This window comes from Pantoea sp. S62, from assembly GCF_016658625.1.
In the GTDB taxonomy this organism is placed as follows: domain Bacteria; phylum Pseudomonadota; class Gammaproteobacteria; order Enterobacterales; family Enterobacteriaceae; genus Pantoea; species Pantoea vagans.
This window is the reverse complement of record NZ_JACVVI010000023.1, coordinates 35,715-48,027: the sequence shown is the minus strand read 5'-3', so window position 1 is coordinate 48,027 and position 12,313 is coordinate 35,715. Positions and strand designations below refer to the sequence as shown.

At 55.1% G+C, this 12,313-nt stretch carries 12 protein-coding genes; 6 read left to right on the top strand and 6 right to left on the bottom strand.

Annotation, left to right across the window (positions count from 1 at the left end):
• Positions 1 to 93: 93 nt before the first annotated feature.
• A complete protein-coding gene (gene umuC, locus IBT54_RS22950; protein ID WP_201253149.1) occupies positions 94 to 1,362 on the bottom strand; it encodes a translesion error-prone DNA polymerase V subunit UmuC in 1,269 nt (422 codons plus the stop codon).
• Between the two features lie 2 nt (positions 1,363 to 1,364).
• Positions 1,365 to 1,784 (bottom strand): translesion error-prone DNA polymerase V autoproteolytic subunit, encoded by a 420-nt coding sequence (umuD, locus tag IBT54_RS22945; RefSeq protein WP_013357748.1) that lies wholly within the window; start codon positions 1,782 to 1,784, stop codon positions 1,365 to 1,367.
• A 337-nt stretch (positions 1,785 to 2,121) separates the two neighbouring features.
• Between umuD and IBT54_RS22940 the strand changes: the two genes are divergently transcribed.
• Positions 2,122 to 2,373: a hypothetical protein gene (locus IBT54_RS22940; protein WP_033779254.1), complete on the top strand. Its 252-nt coding sequence runs from the start codon at positions 2,122 to 2,124 to the stop codon at positions 2,371 to 2,373.
• 85 nt (positions 2,374 to 2,458) lie between these two features.
• Here the strand turns inward: IBT54_RS22940 and IBT54_RS22935 are convergent, their stop codons facing one another.
• Positions 2,459 to 2,683: a hypothetical protein gene (locus IBT54_RS22935; protein WP_033732545.1), complete on the bottom strand. Its 225-nt coding sequence runs from the start codon at positions 2,681 to 2,683 to the stop codon at positions 2,459 to 2,461.
• Positions 2,684 to 3,234: 551 nt separating this feature from the next.
• Between IBT54_RS22935 and IBT54_RS22930 the strand changes: the two genes are divergently transcribed.
• The 3 genes from IBT54_RS22930 to IBT54_RS22920 all read left to right on the top strand — a co-directional run bounded on the left by IBT54_RS22930 (position 3,235) and on the right by IBT54_RS22920 (position 5,559).
• Positions 3,235 to 3,492 (top strand): biofilm development regulator YmgB/AriR family protein, encoded by a 258-nt coding sequence (locus tag IBT54_RS22930; protein ID WP_201253148.1) that lies wholly within the window; start codon positions 3,235 to 3,237, stop codon positions 3,490 to 3,492.
• 289 nt (positions 3,493 to 3,781) lie between these two features.
• Entirely contained in the window at positions 3,782 to 4,630 is an 849-nt protein-coding gene (locus IBT54_RS22925) for a manganese catalase family protein (RefSeq protein ID WP_013357744.1), read from the top strand.
• A 65-nt stretch (positions 4,631 to 4,695) separates the two neighbouring features.
• Positions 4,696 to 5,559 carry a glucose 1-dehydrogenase gene (locus IBT54_RS22920; protein WP_013357743.1) on the top strand — a complete coding sequence of 288 codons (864 nt, stop codon included), beginning with the start codon at positions 4,696 to 4,698 and terminating at the stop codon, positions 5,557 to 5,559.
• On the opposite strand, the gene IBT54_RS22915 is transcribed toward IBT54_RS22920, so the two are convergent.
• Entirely contained in the window at positions 5,552 to 6,562 is a 1,011-nt protein-coding gene (locus tag IBT54_RS22915) for a UV damage endonuclease UvsE (protein ID WP_201253147.1), read from the bottom strand. The two genes, IBT54_RS22920 and IBT54_RS22915, sit on opposite strands and share 8 nt — an antisense overlap.
• Before the next feature lie 101 nt (positions 6,563 to 6,663).
• On the opposite strand from IBT54_RS22915, the gene IBT54_RS22910 reads away from it, so the two are divergent.
• On the top strand, positions 6,664 to 7,029 hold the full coding sequence (locus IBT54_RS22910) for an MmcQ/YjbR family DNA-binding protein (protein WP_013357741.1): 366 nt from the start codon (positions 6,664 to 6,666) through the stop codon (positions 7,027 to 7,029).
• A gap of 64 nt (positions 7,030 to 7,093) precedes the next feature.
• Here the strand turns inward: IBT54_RS22910 and zinT are convergent, their stop codons facing one another.
• The gene (zinT, locus tag IBT54_RS22905) at positions 7,094 to 7,744 is read right to left on the bottom strand and encodes a metal-binding protein ZinT (protein WP_370584630.1); all 651 of its coding nucleotides are present in this window, start codon (positions 7,742 to 7,744) and stop codon (positions 7,094 to 7,096) included.
• Positions 7,745 to 8,131: 387 nt separating this feature from the next.
• Here zinT and katE point away from each other — a divergent pair, with 387 nt between their 5' ends.
• Positions 8,132 to 10,396 (top strand): catalase HPII, encoded by a 2,265-nt coding sequence (gene katE / locus IBT54_RS22900; protein WP_107319629.1) that lies wholly within the window; start codon positions 8,132 to 8,134, stop codon positions 10,394 to 10,396.
• A 99-nt stretch (positions 10,397 to 10,495) separates the two neighbouring features.
• On the opposite strand, the gene IBT54_RS22895 is transcribed toward katE, so the two are convergent.
• Positions 10,496 to 12,154 carry a methyl-accepting chemotaxis protein gene (locus tag IBT54_RS22895; RefSeq protein WP_201253146.1) on the bottom strand — a complete coding sequence of 553 codons (1,659 nt, stop codon included), beginning with the start codon at positions 12,152 to 12,154 and terminating at the stop codon, positions 10,496 to 10,498.
• Positions 12,155 to 12,313 lie beyond the last annotated feature (159 nt).

Sequence of the window (12,313 nt, the reverse complement as noted above, 5' to 3'; positions counted from 1 at the left end):
GTAAAGCATAACTTTCTGTCACTTTAATCGCGTGATAAAAAAAGCTTTTAGCAGACGCTGCTACGTCAGCAATAGAGGGAGCCGGACCCGCACCTACTTAACCGCCACCACAGGCAAATCCGCTACCCGTGTGGTATAGGCAGGTGACAGCATCTCGCGCTTCATCGCCCAGGCCTTGTTGATCCCCTGCCCGGCAAACCACAGCTTTCCGCTGCCGGTTTTGTTAATTTTATCCATCAGCTGCATCAGCTCCTGGCTGTTGCGGCGTGGCTGATGCTCATCAAACAGATCAAGCTGGGCCACGCCCTGACTGAAAAAATCCCCCAGCACGATGCCCGCCTTGATATAGCGATATCCCTTAATCCAGATGTTATCCAGACACGCCATTGCTACGTTGATGATGTCGCGGGTGTCCTGCGTCGGGATCAGCAACGTCTCTATAGACTGATTGCCATAAAAGGGTTCGTCAGTTGCGTGCGGGCTGGTGCGCAAAAATACCCCTATCTGACGGCAATACTGGTTCTCACGACGCAGTTTCTCTGCCGCGCGCTCCGCATAGGCACAGACGGCTTCGCGCATCTGGTCATAATCGGAGATGCGGCTGCCAAACGAACGCGAACACATGATTTGCTGCTTATCCGGTGTCACTGACTCCAGTTCCAGGCAGGATTCGCCACGCAGTTCCCTGACGGTACGCTCCATCATCACGCTGAACTGTTTGCGAATAGATTCGGTGCTTTGATCGGCCAGATCTTTCGCCGTCATAACGCCCATGGCGTTGAGTCGTTTGCCGATCCGGTGCCCCACGCCCCAGACGTCAGCCACATCGATCAGTGCCAGCAGCTTTTTCTGTCGTTCGGGGTCCGACAGATCGACAATGCCGCCGGTTTTGCTCCACTTTTTGGCCGCAAAATTCGCCAGCTTGGCCAGCGTTTTGGTCTGTGCAATGCCGACGCCGACGGTCAGATGGGTCTCTTTGCGGATCCGTTCTTTGACCTGACGGCCAAAGGTCTCCAGCGCCATGCAGTTCTGCACGCCGGTGAGATCCATAAACGCCTCATCGATCGAGTAGATTTCTACCGAGGGGGCCATCTCTTCGAGGATGGTCATCACCCGATGGCTCATGTCGGCATAGAGCGCGTAATTTGAGCTGAAGACCTGTACCGCGTGACGCGTCAGCTCTTCGCGCATTTTAAAATAGGGCGCGCCCATTTTAATGCCGGCTTTCTTTGCCTCGGCGCTGCGCGCAATCACACAGCCGTCATTGTTCGACAGCACCACCACCGGTTTGCCTTTCAGATCGGGCCGGAAAACGGTTTCACACGACGCATAAAAGCAGTTCACATCGACCAGCGCGAACATGGTCAGTGCGTCGATTTAATAACAAAGGTCACAACACCAAACACCTCCAGCGCATCTTCGGTCTGGATAGCGATCGGTTTAAATTTGGTATTCATCGGCATCAGTTGCAGGCAGGGATGAAGCTGAAGACGTTTAACGGTAAATTCACCGTCGACGGCGGCCACCACGATATCGCCATGTGAGGCGGTGAGCGAGCTGTCGACCACCAGCATGTCACCATCGTTAATGCCCGCCTCAATCATCGACTCGCCGCTGACGCGGACAAAATAGGTAGCGCTGGGATGCTGCACCATCAGCGCATTGAGATCGATACGTTGTTCGACATAATCCTGCGCCGGGGAGGGAAATCCACACGGCACACGTTCGATATAAAGCGGTAAAGGCATAACGGCGCGAATGTCCGCAGGTTTAATGAATTCCACAATTTCACTCCTTTCTCAGATTACTGTATATAAATACAGTAATAGCTAATCCCCCATTTAATCAAGTGACACGGAACATTTTTAGGCAAAGGAGTTGATGGTAATGCACTTTTTTAACCCTCTTTTTTCTCACTGCTGTGAGAGTAAGCAGAAACGGGTTACTTTTGCCGCAGTACGGGAATATCAGCGTTTTTTTCTTTCAGTAACTAATCTTATAAATTCACCCGCTGATTATTTTTACTTAAGGAAAATCTGACAACGACTCTGTGGCATTCGCTGAGGTTTGAATATTCAACGCGGGCTGGTTATTCTGCCTTTTTTAAGGCCTGGAGGGGTTATGGCAGACGACGATCGAATTAAACATCTGGAAGAGGCAGTTGCACAGTTAACGGTTGAGACCACGGTATTAAAAGCGATACTCGGTCAGCAAATTGCGCTGAATAATCTCAACTACAAAGGGAAGTTTGACGATGTGCTGGCCGCCCTGGCAAAAGAATATGCCGAACGCGGTCTGGAGGAAGGCAACAATCAGGCAATCCATGACGCCCTGCGCCAGTATATTAAATATGAGCCACCCGCAATGGAATAGGGCTTTCCGGCAGCGTCCGCTCACCGGACGTTACCGGCTCCTGAACACTGCCATCCCCTGACCTGCCCCGTCCCCGGGTTAGTATTTACGCCTGGCTATCACTCTCCAGCGCATCCTGAATCGCATCGGCCAGATTACCAATTTCATTCGCCACGGCCTGCAGGTCCCAGGAGGCTTTTGAGCCGGTTGCTGACGTTGAAGCGCTGACGGACTCCTTTGCCACTGACAGCGCCGCTGCTACAGCCACTGAACGTTTATGTTGTTCCTGAGTCACGCCCGCAGGCGGAATCGCAAAATAGTCGTGAACCATGATCATTTCCTTGTGATGAATAAGGGCTCAACCTTAGCCTTCTGCATCAGGTGTGGGAAGTGAATTATGTGGCATGACCTGTCAGGCGGACAGGATTGCAGCAGTCGTGTTGCGTTGTCCGTTTTTCCTGCGCAAAAAACCTGTACGGCCTGTACAGGTTTTTTGCTGAAATATCTGGCTGAACGGCTATTGTATCGTTTTCGCACGGCTAAAAAAAAGAGGCGTTACGCACCAGCGGACACTATCATCCTGCGAAAAAAATCTTTTAACAGCCTGAATTAACTCAGATAAAGCCTGAAAGCCCGATACGCTTGCGTTGTCTGCCTGCCCCTCAACACCTCTGACCAGTGATCTTTTGTCAAATTTTATTGTACAACTTTGCCATTCTTGTATAACTTTGTCTCGTGATGTTAAATCACTTGTAACGAGTGTGCTTTGCACCGCATCTGAAGGTGTTGTGGATTTCCACCTTCAGATGCAATTTTTTTTGCGTCAGCCGGTTACCGGCTCTGAATCGACGCATTCCTCCCCAATTTCTTATGAGGCCTGACATGCAAACAACGATGAATACAGAGTCTCAGATTTCTGATTACTTCATGAACTCTGGTACAGCGCTGACGACTGAAAAACAGGTTATCGCCGCGGTCCATGCTGAACTCGCACGAGCCAAAGCCCATGTCTCCGATAAAGACATCGTGCTGGGCCTGATTCACCACCTGGAGAGCGAGCGCGACGTGGTTAAGCAGGATGTTTACCGTCAGGCTCTTGAACATGTTCTGCAGCGTGCAACAGCTACCAGCGAAAGCTAAAAACCTGTGTCTGTTATGACGGAACGCGAATTAGCACGGATGCTTTTCCACTACGGAATCGGCCCCTTTTAAAGGGGCTTTTTTATTGCTGCTGCACTGCATCACCCGCCTCTTTTTTACCTCCCGCATAGCCTCCCCTGCCGGACCACATATAGCGCTACTATTTACCGTTTTTGCCGCTTATTTCACCTTAAATTGCGATTAATTGCTCTCGGTTCGCTTTATTTATCCAATATCTGTGTCCAGGCTTTTTCTGCATCCACTGCAAACACAGACGAGGAAAATAATCATGTTTCATCATTCATCAAAACTTCAATTCCCGGTTCGTGTAGAGAAGCCCGATCCAGAGTTTGCCATGCTGTTACAGCAGGCTATCGGCGGCGTCGAGGGTGAGATTCGTGTAGCGATGCAATACTTTTTCCAGGCGATGGGCGCGCGGGGTGATGCGCGGATTCGGGATCTGCTGATCTCTACCGCCACCGAAGAGCTGAGCCATATCGAAATGCTGGGCTACGCCGTAGCGCTTAACCTTGAAGGCGCACCGCTCTCTTACCAGGAAGCGTCAGCGAAAGATCCGGTCGTTAATGCGATTCTGGGCGGCATGAATCCGCGCCATATTCTCTCTTCCGGTCTGGCGGCAATGCCGGTGAACGCCAACGGCATGCCGTTCGACATGAGCCACATCTACGCCTCTGGCAACGTGGCGGCCGATATGCTGGCTAACGTCACCGCAGAAGCCACCGGCCGCGTACTCGCCACCCGCCTCTACAACATGACCGAAGATAAAGGCATGAAGGATTTCCTCTCCTTCCTGATCGCCCGTGACACCATGCACCAGCAGCAGTGGCTGGCGGTGATCGAAGAGATGGGTGGCCTGAACGCATCGCTGCCAATCCCGAACAGCTTCCCGCAGGAACATGAGGCGCAGGAGCACTCTTACTACTGCCTGAATACCTCACTGGATAAACCGCTGCCGGAAGGTCGCTGGAGCAGTGGCCCGGCTTACGATGGTCATGGGCAGTTCAGCGCGAAGCAGCAGCCCGAGATTCTGGGTGATGAGCCGCTGCTGGGCAACGCCCGTCCTGGCTCCGGTGCACAGTCAGAGCAGATTGATGGCGTCACGCCACCGAAACCTTAATTGCCCGCCTGTCAGGGATCGATGCCCTGACAGGTTTTTCCCATCTTTTTTATGGAGGAGACGTCATGTCATCCACTCAGCGTCCACAACCCCCTTTCGAAGAGCAGCAGCAGACGTGGCCCGGCAGTACCGCCGCGATGCAGCCACAGCCCGATCATGGTGAAGAGAGTTATCAGGGTTCAGGCCGTCTGGCGGGTAAAAAAGCGATTATTACCGGCGGCGATTCCGGCATTGGCCGGGCCGTGGCGATTGCTTTTGCCCGGGAAGGGGCTGACGTGCTGATCTCTTATCTTGATGAGCATGAGGATGCGCAGGATACCGCCAGACTGGTTGAGGCCGCCGGTCAGAAAGCGATTTTAGTGCCCGGTGACATTATTGATGCATCACACTGCAACGCGCTGGTCGATAAAGCCGTTGAAGCCTTTGGTGAAATTAACATTGTGGTGAATAACGCGGCGTATCAGATGACGCGCGAATCGCTGGATGAGATCGGCGACGACGAGTTTGATCGGACAATGAAGACTAACCTGTACGCGATGTTTTACATCACCAAAGCGGCCACAAAACATATGCCTGCAGGCGGCTCGATCATTAATACGGCCTCGATCAATGCTGACCAGCCGAAACCGAAACTGCTCGCCTATTCCGCGACCAAAGCCGCCATCGTTAACTTCTCTGGCGGCCTGGCAGCCCTGCTGGCGGAGAAAGGCATCCGTGCCAATGCGGTCGCACCTGGTCCCATCTGGACACCGCTGATCCCATCGACCATGCCGGTTGAACAGGTGAAAAACTTTGGCAGTGAAGTACCACTGCAGCGTGCCGGTCAGCCTGCTGAGCTGGCACCCACCTATGTGATGCTGGCCAGTGATGAAGCCAGCTACATTTCCGGGGCCACCATTGCCGTTACGGGCGGCGTCGCGATTATTTAACGTCTGCCGATTCCCTGGCCCCTTCAGCCAGGGGATCCTTTAGCAGCTTCTGCGCGACGCCCCACTGCCAGAGCGGTTCCCGCGCCAGATTTTTCATTTTCACTTCGCACATGATGTCGAAAGCCTGAAACGACAGCGCCCACCCATTCAGCGTCGGATTGAAGAAGAAGTCAGAGTGCGCCCGCAGTTTGCTTTTGCTCACGCCCAGTTGCTGCTGATCGGGCCAGCCCTCCTGCGGAATAATCCCCTCCTGAGAAATCGAATAGTGCAGCACCGGTCGCACGCCGCGCCAGGAGTCGATTACCCTGGCCACACGCGCGTCATCCGGCTGAATAAACTCGCTCTCTTTCACCCAGTGATGGTGGATATCCAGCACAACCGGACAGAGGGGTGCCGCCTGCAGCACATCATCCAGCGAGCAGGAGATCTCATCATTCTCCACCGTCAGCATCAGCCGCGCCTCCGGGCTGAGCTGATTAAACGACTGCTTAAAGCCGTCGAAGCCCGCCTTACCATTCATATGAATGTTGATTTTAAAATCCTGGAAGGTCTTACCGTAGCCCATCAGACAGGCGCAGAGCGTGTGATACTCCACATCCTCCAGTGCGCGCACCACCACATCGGGATTATCGGAAGCCAGCACGGTATATTGTCCCGGATGGAAGGAGAGCCGGATATCATGTGTCCGTGCCAGCTCGCCACAGCGGGCAAACAGCGGATAAAGCTCAGGCAGGAATTCCGCAAACAGCGGCGTCGCTTCGGGCACCGTGTAAAGTGGCAACAGATCGCTGCCGATACGCATCATTCGCAGCGGCGGCGGTAACGTGGCCAGATGCTCAAGCGTCAGGTAGAGATTATTGAGATTAGTAACGGTGATCTCATGAACCAGCTGATGACGTTCAGCGTGCGGTAAACTCAGAAATCGTTTACGGGTCGTCGCGCGAAACGGGAAGAACTGTTTGCCATCGCTATTGAGATATTTACATGCAAAGCCTAATTTCATGACTGCTCCTGATTAATGCTTATCAGAAGTGTAACAGGCCTCTGGCGACCAGCCAGTCGCGGGCCACAGCGACAGACTGAATAATGACAGGGAGAGAGACTATGCAGGGTCACGCGATCCAGCGCATCGCTATCGACGCGGCTGAACAGCTGCCCGCCGCCGAATCAGGCTATCCATTCGGGCCGGAACATCAGGTTTATAAAGTGTGTGGAAAAGTGTTTTTACTGCTGACCGAACTGCGGGGCGTACCGATTATTACCCTGAAATGCGAACCGCAGCAGGCGGAACTGCACCGGGTGATCTATCCCTCGATCACTGCCGGTTACCATATGAATAAGCGCCACTGGATTACGGTGTATCCCGGCGACGGTCTCTCGCCAGGCCTGATTCAGCAGCTGGTTGAAGAGTCATATCAGCGGGTGGTGCGCGGCATCCCCGCCTCACGCCGCCCGGTGTGGGTGGGATAAAGGCGGCGAAAGGTAATAATGAAAACCCGCTGTGACCAGCGGGTCATCAGCCCCGCCCCGGCACTCAGTGGTGCAGCATCTCATTCACCACCTGTGCGTTCGTCATCTGGTAAGGGTAATAGGTTGGCCAGTTGTCCATCTCCGCCAGCAGGGCCTGCTGAGACTCGTTACCCATAAAGATATGGAAGTGGGCGGACTTTCGCGGCCCGATGGTGTGGTCGCTGAACTGCACATATTTCGGCGCCTGACTGCTGGCGTCCTGGCACTCGAACAGGTAGCGCACCCCTTTCTTCCCGGACGTATAGGTCAGGATTTTGTGGCCTGCATAGTGATAGTGGCAGGCGCTGACCTTATCGCCGACGTGGAACTCCATCACGCCATTTTCGATCCCAATGGTATCGACGTCGGTAGCGTAGCCTTTGCGATAATAGGCCTTGTACTGTTCTGCCGTTTTACTGTTGTCCTGCTGCGCTTTCTTCTGCCAGACCGGGTCCAGTTCGCCGCTCTGCAACAGCGGATAGACCGACTGCCAGATTCCGTCCCAGTCAGAAAGCGGACGATCTTTCACATCGCTGTCAGCGAAAACCCCTTCAGCCGCCTTCTGCTCCATCGCTGACAACGGTTTTCCATGGGCATGCGTACCATGTGCCAGCGCCTGCTGACTCATTAACAGCGCGCCGACGATTCCCATCCATTTACCTGCATGATTTTTCAAAGCTTGATCCCCGATTAATGTAACAGCCAGAAATGTTATGATATAACATTTCACAATTCAACTCTGATGAACACTTCCCGGCATTAATTTTATTTAATGGTCAGGGGCCTCTTCTGGTACATCCCACTCACCGGTAATAAGCGGAACTGCCGTGGCATCAAAGCGGGTTGCCACTATAGCGGGCGCGGACTGACAGGCCGCTAAGCCAGACGGCACAAGGCGTGAATAAGCGAAGCGATAATGAGGGCGAAGAGATAAGCGCGCGTTTTGAACCCGACAAAAAAGGCGCTGCGGGGTGGTTTAAATCGCGGATTTAACCTCAGCATTGTTCAGGTTGTTCTATATTTAGTGTCGCCGAACGTAAAATAACAGCTGGAGCATGGATTAATGTCGAAAGAAACCGAGAAGAAACCCCTGAGCGAGCGCGCGCCGACCACCGGCCCGGAATCATCAGAGCCGGGGCTGGGATCGCTGGCACCGAAAGATGGTTCACATCAGCCCCCAGCCGAACCGACCCCGCCAGGCAAACAGCCTACCGCCCCGGGCAGCCTGAAAGCGCCACAGACACACAACGCCAAACTTGATCAGCTTGAAGCCAGCCGCAAAAACGGCACCGACCGCCCTCTGACCACTAACCAGGGCACACGCATCGCCAATGATCAGAACTCACTGCGTGCCGGTTCGCGTGGTCCGACGCTGCTGGAAGACTTTATTATGCGTGAGAAGATCACGCACTTTGACCATGAGCGTATCCCGGAGCGTATCGTGCACGCCCGAGGCTCTGCCGCACACGGCTATTTCCAGCCTTATCGCTCCCTGAAAAATCTGACCAAAGCGCAGTTCCTCAGCGATCCCGAGCAGACCACCCCCGTCTTTGTCCGCTTCTCCACGGTTCAGGGCGGCGCAGGTTCTGCCGATACCGTGCGTGATATCCGCGGTTTCGCCGCCAAGTTCTACACCGAAGAGGGTGTGTTTGACCTGGTCGGCAACAACACGCCCGTGTTCTTTATTCAGGATGCGCACAAATTCCCTGACTTTGTGCACGCCGTGAAGCCAGAGCCGCACAACGAAATCCCGCAGGGTCAGAGCGCCCATGACACCTTCTGGGATTACGTCTCTCTGCAGCCGGAAACCATGCATAACGTCATCTGGGCGATGTCTGACCGCGGCATTCCGCGCAGCTATCGCACCATGGAAGGCTTTGGTATCCACACCTTCCGCCTGATTAACGCCGAAGGCAAAGCGACCTTTGTCCGATTCCACTGGAAGCCGGTGGCCGGTAAAGCCTCGCTGCTGTGGGATGAGTCGCAGAAACTGACCGGTCGAGATCCCGATTTCCATCGTCGCGATTTATGGGAAGCGATTGAAGCGGGTGACTTCCCGGAATATGAACTGGGTCTGCAGCTGATCCCGGAAGAAGATGAGTTCAAATTCGACTTCGATATTCTGGATGCCACCAAGCTGATCCCGGAAGCGCTGGTGCCGGTTGAGATCGTCGGTAAGATGGTGCTTAACCGTAATCCGGACAACTTCTTTGCCGAAACCGAGCAGGTGGCGTTCCACCCAGGTCATATCGTGCCGGGTCTGGATTTCTCCAACGATCCGCTGCTGCAGGGTCGTCTCTTCTCCTATACCGACACGCAGATCAGTCGTCTGGGCGGACCGAACTTCCATGAGATCCCGATCAACCGTCCGACCTGCCCATACCATAACTTCCAGCGTCAGGGCATGCATCGTCAGGATATCGACACCAATCCGGCAAACTACGAGCCGAACTCGATCAACGACAACTGGCCGCGCGAAACCCCACCTGCTGCAACCGGTGGCGGCTTCGAGAGCTATCAGGAGCGGGTTGAAGGTCATAAAGTGCGTGAGCGCAGCCCGTCGTTCGGTGAATATTATGCGCAGCCGCGTCTGTTCTGGAACAGCCAGACAGAGGTTGAGCAGCAGCACATCATTGGTGCCTACTCGTTTGAGCTGAGTAAAGTGGGTCGCGCCTATATCCGTGAGCGCGTAGTCGATCATCTGGCACGCATCGATACTAAGCTGGCGCAGGGCGTGGCGGATAACCTTGGACTCGCCCTGACCGATGAGCAGCGTAATATCCAGCCGCCGGCGGCAGTGAACGGCCTGACTAAAGATGACAGCCTGAGCCTTTATGCCATCCCGGATGGCGAGATCAAAGGTCGTCAGGTGGCACTGCTGCTGAGCGATGGCGTGAAAGCGGCTGATGTGCTGGCGATTCTGCAGGCGCTGAAAGCGGAAGGTGTGCACACCAAACTGCTGGCACCGCATATGGGCCAGGTGCGTGCGGATGACGGCTCAGTGCTGCCGGTTGATGCCACCTTTGCCGGTCTGCCTTCTCTGACCTTTGATGCGGTCATCGTGCCGAATGGCAATATCGATGCCCTGCTGCTAAGCGGCGATGCCCGTTACTTCCTGCTGGAAGCCTATAAACACCTCAAGGTGATTGGTCTGGTGGGCGACGCGCGCCGCTTTAAAGCGCAGTTCGGCCTGGAAGATGCCGATCAGGAAGAAGGCATTGTGCAGGGCGACTCCGCTGAGATCGCGCTGATGTCGGATTTCACGCAGGCGATGAAAGCGCACCGCGTCTGGTCCCGTAGCCAGAAGGCACAGTCCGTTCCGGCCTGATGCGTTGAGTAAATAAAAAACCGCCTCCAGGGGCGGTTTTTTTTATGCCGGAAAGCGTAGCACAGTCGCGTGCGCGGTGATCCGTCAGACGTTCCGTTATCAGAAGGTCTGCCAGTTCTCATTGTCTGTCACAGCGACAGGCTGACGTTTTGGCACAGCAATCGCCTTCGCAACCGGTGCGGCAGAGAACGCTGCGTGCAGCGTGCCGGTTTTGAATACCGACACCGTTTTACGCAGGTAGCTCGCCTGCTCTTCCAGCGAGGCGGCGGCAGTGGCGGACTCCTCCACCAGCGCGGCGTTCTGCTGCGTCACCCCATCCATTTCTGAGACTGCAATGCAGACCTGCTCAATGCCCCGCGTCTGTTCGGTCGAGGATGCCGCAATCTCTTCAATCAGCTGCGTCACACGACTCACCGACTTCACAATACTCTCCATCGCGGTGCCCGCCTGCGCAGCATGGCCGGCACCGGTTTTGATGCGCTCTGCTGAGCGGTCGATCAGTCCACGAATTTCCTGCGCGGCGCTGGCGCTGCGTCCGGCCAGCGAGCGCACCTCACCCGCCACCACCGCAAATCCACGCCCCTGTTCACCGGCACGCGCGGCTTCAACCGCAGCATTCAGCGCCAGAATATTGGTCTGGAAGGCGATGCTGTCGATAATGGCGATAATACCGGCGATCTGATTCGAGCTTTCGCTGATCTGATCCATGTTGGCAATCACCCGGGCAACGGTCTCACCGCCCTGCAGGGCCGTAGCTGACGCCTCTTTCGACACCGTGGTCGCCTGCTGGGCATTGTCTGCGTTGAGCTTCACCGTCGAGGTGAGCTGCTCCATGCTGGCGGCGGTTTGTTCCAGCGCGGCTGCCTGCTGCTCGGTACGGGAAGAGAGATCGGTGCTGCCGGCAGAAATTTCCGCGGCACCGGTGAAGATTGAGCGAGTGGCGTCATCGACCGATGTAATGGTTACCACCAGCGCATCACGCATCTGCTGCAACTCCTGAATCAGCTGGCCCATCTCGTTGCGGCCCTCATGCTGAATCGCAGAGGTTAAATCACCGGCCGAGATAGCGCGCATATGAGCGGTCAGTCTGGCCAGCGGGTTAATCAGCAGCTTCTGCAGTCCCATCCAGACTGCCACCCCAATCACGCCGGTGATCAGGCCGATGGCCAGCAGCGCCCAGAGTGCATCTGTCAGGCTGCGCTGGTTGTGCAGAGAGGTATCTTTCATCAGCTGGATGTTCACTGCACGCCAGGCCTCATAGGCCGTGTCGAGCTGATCCTGTGCCGCCTGCGCTTCAAGGTTGCCATAGGCCGGGTAGTTGCCCTGCTTCAGAAAGGTGACAGAGGCCAGCATGGTGTCACGCATCTGCTGATAAGCAGTCTGAACCTGCGTCGACTGGGCTTCACTCTGTCCTGCTTTACGCGGCATCGCCTGCCACGATTTAAAATCTGCATCCGCCTTTTCCGCTGACTGACCCGCCTGCTCCAGCAGCGCCGCCATCGCCGCCAGCGATTTAGGGTCCTGCTGATTTTTCAGGAAACGGATCGCCACGCGGTTGATGGTGACGCGGGTTTTAATCAGGGTTTTCACCGCATCACTCAGGTGCTGCTGCTGCAGCGTCAGCTGCTCGGCCGCCACGAAGTTTTTGTCGGCTTTTGACACGCCGTTGTAGAACAGAAATCCGGTCAGGGTCAGTAACGTAATAAAGACGGCCAGCACCGCCAGAATACCGTGAGTTATTTTAAGATTTTTAAGCATGTCCGCAGACTCATATCAGAGAAGATAAAGCTGTTATCGGCCAGCGAGGGATTTATCTGAGCGCAGTCGCAGAGAAGCCTGCTCTCCGCACCACGCCGGATGCAGCCAGCACGTCGTACTGCGCTGAAAAAAGAGTGTGACGCCGCCTGAACGCATTCG

Excerpts from the sequence above, each read along its gene's own strand:
- umuC (WP_201253149.1), bottom strand. The coding sequence starts at position 1,362 with ATGTTCGCGCTGGTCGATGTGAACTGCTTTTATGCGTCGTGTGAAACC.
- IBT54_RS22910 (WP_013357741.1), top strand. The coding sequence starts at position 6,664 with ATGCAGGGTCACGCGATCCAGCGCATCGCTATCGACGCGGCTGAACAG.
- IBT54_RS22930 (WP_201253148.1), top strand. The coding sequence starts at position 3,235 with ATGCAAACAACGATGAATACAGAGTCTCAGATTTCTGATTACTTCATG.
- IBT54_RS22925 (WP_013357744.1), top strand. The coding sequence starts at position 3,782 with ATGTTTCATCATTCATCAAAACTTCAATTCCCGGTTCGTGTAGAGAAG.
- IBT54_RS22935 (WP_033732545.1), bottom strand. The coding sequence starts at position 2,683 with ATGGTTCACGACTATTTTGCGATTCCGCCTGCGGGCGTGACTCAGGAA.
- katE (WP_107319629.1), top strand. The coding sequence starts at position 8,132 with ATGTCGAAAGAAACCGAGAAGAAACCCCTGAGCGAGCGCGCGCCGACC.
- IBT54_RS22940 (WP_033779254.1), top strand. The coding sequence starts at position 2,122 with ATGGCAGACGACGATCGAATTAAACATCTGGAAGAGGCAGTTGCACAG.
- IBT54_RS22915 (WP_201253147.1), bottom strand. The coding sequence starts at position 6,562 with ATGAAATTAGGCTTTGCATGTAAATATCTCAATAGCGATGGCAAACAG.
- IBT54_RS22920 (WP_013357743.1), top strand. The coding sequence starts at position 4,696 with ATGTCATCCACTCAGCGTCCACAACCCCCTTTCGAAGAGCAGCAGCAG.
- IBT54_RS22895 (WP_201253146.1), bottom strand. The coding sequence starts at position 12,154 with ATGCTTAAAAATCTTAAAATAACTCACGGTATTCTGGCGGTGCTGGCC.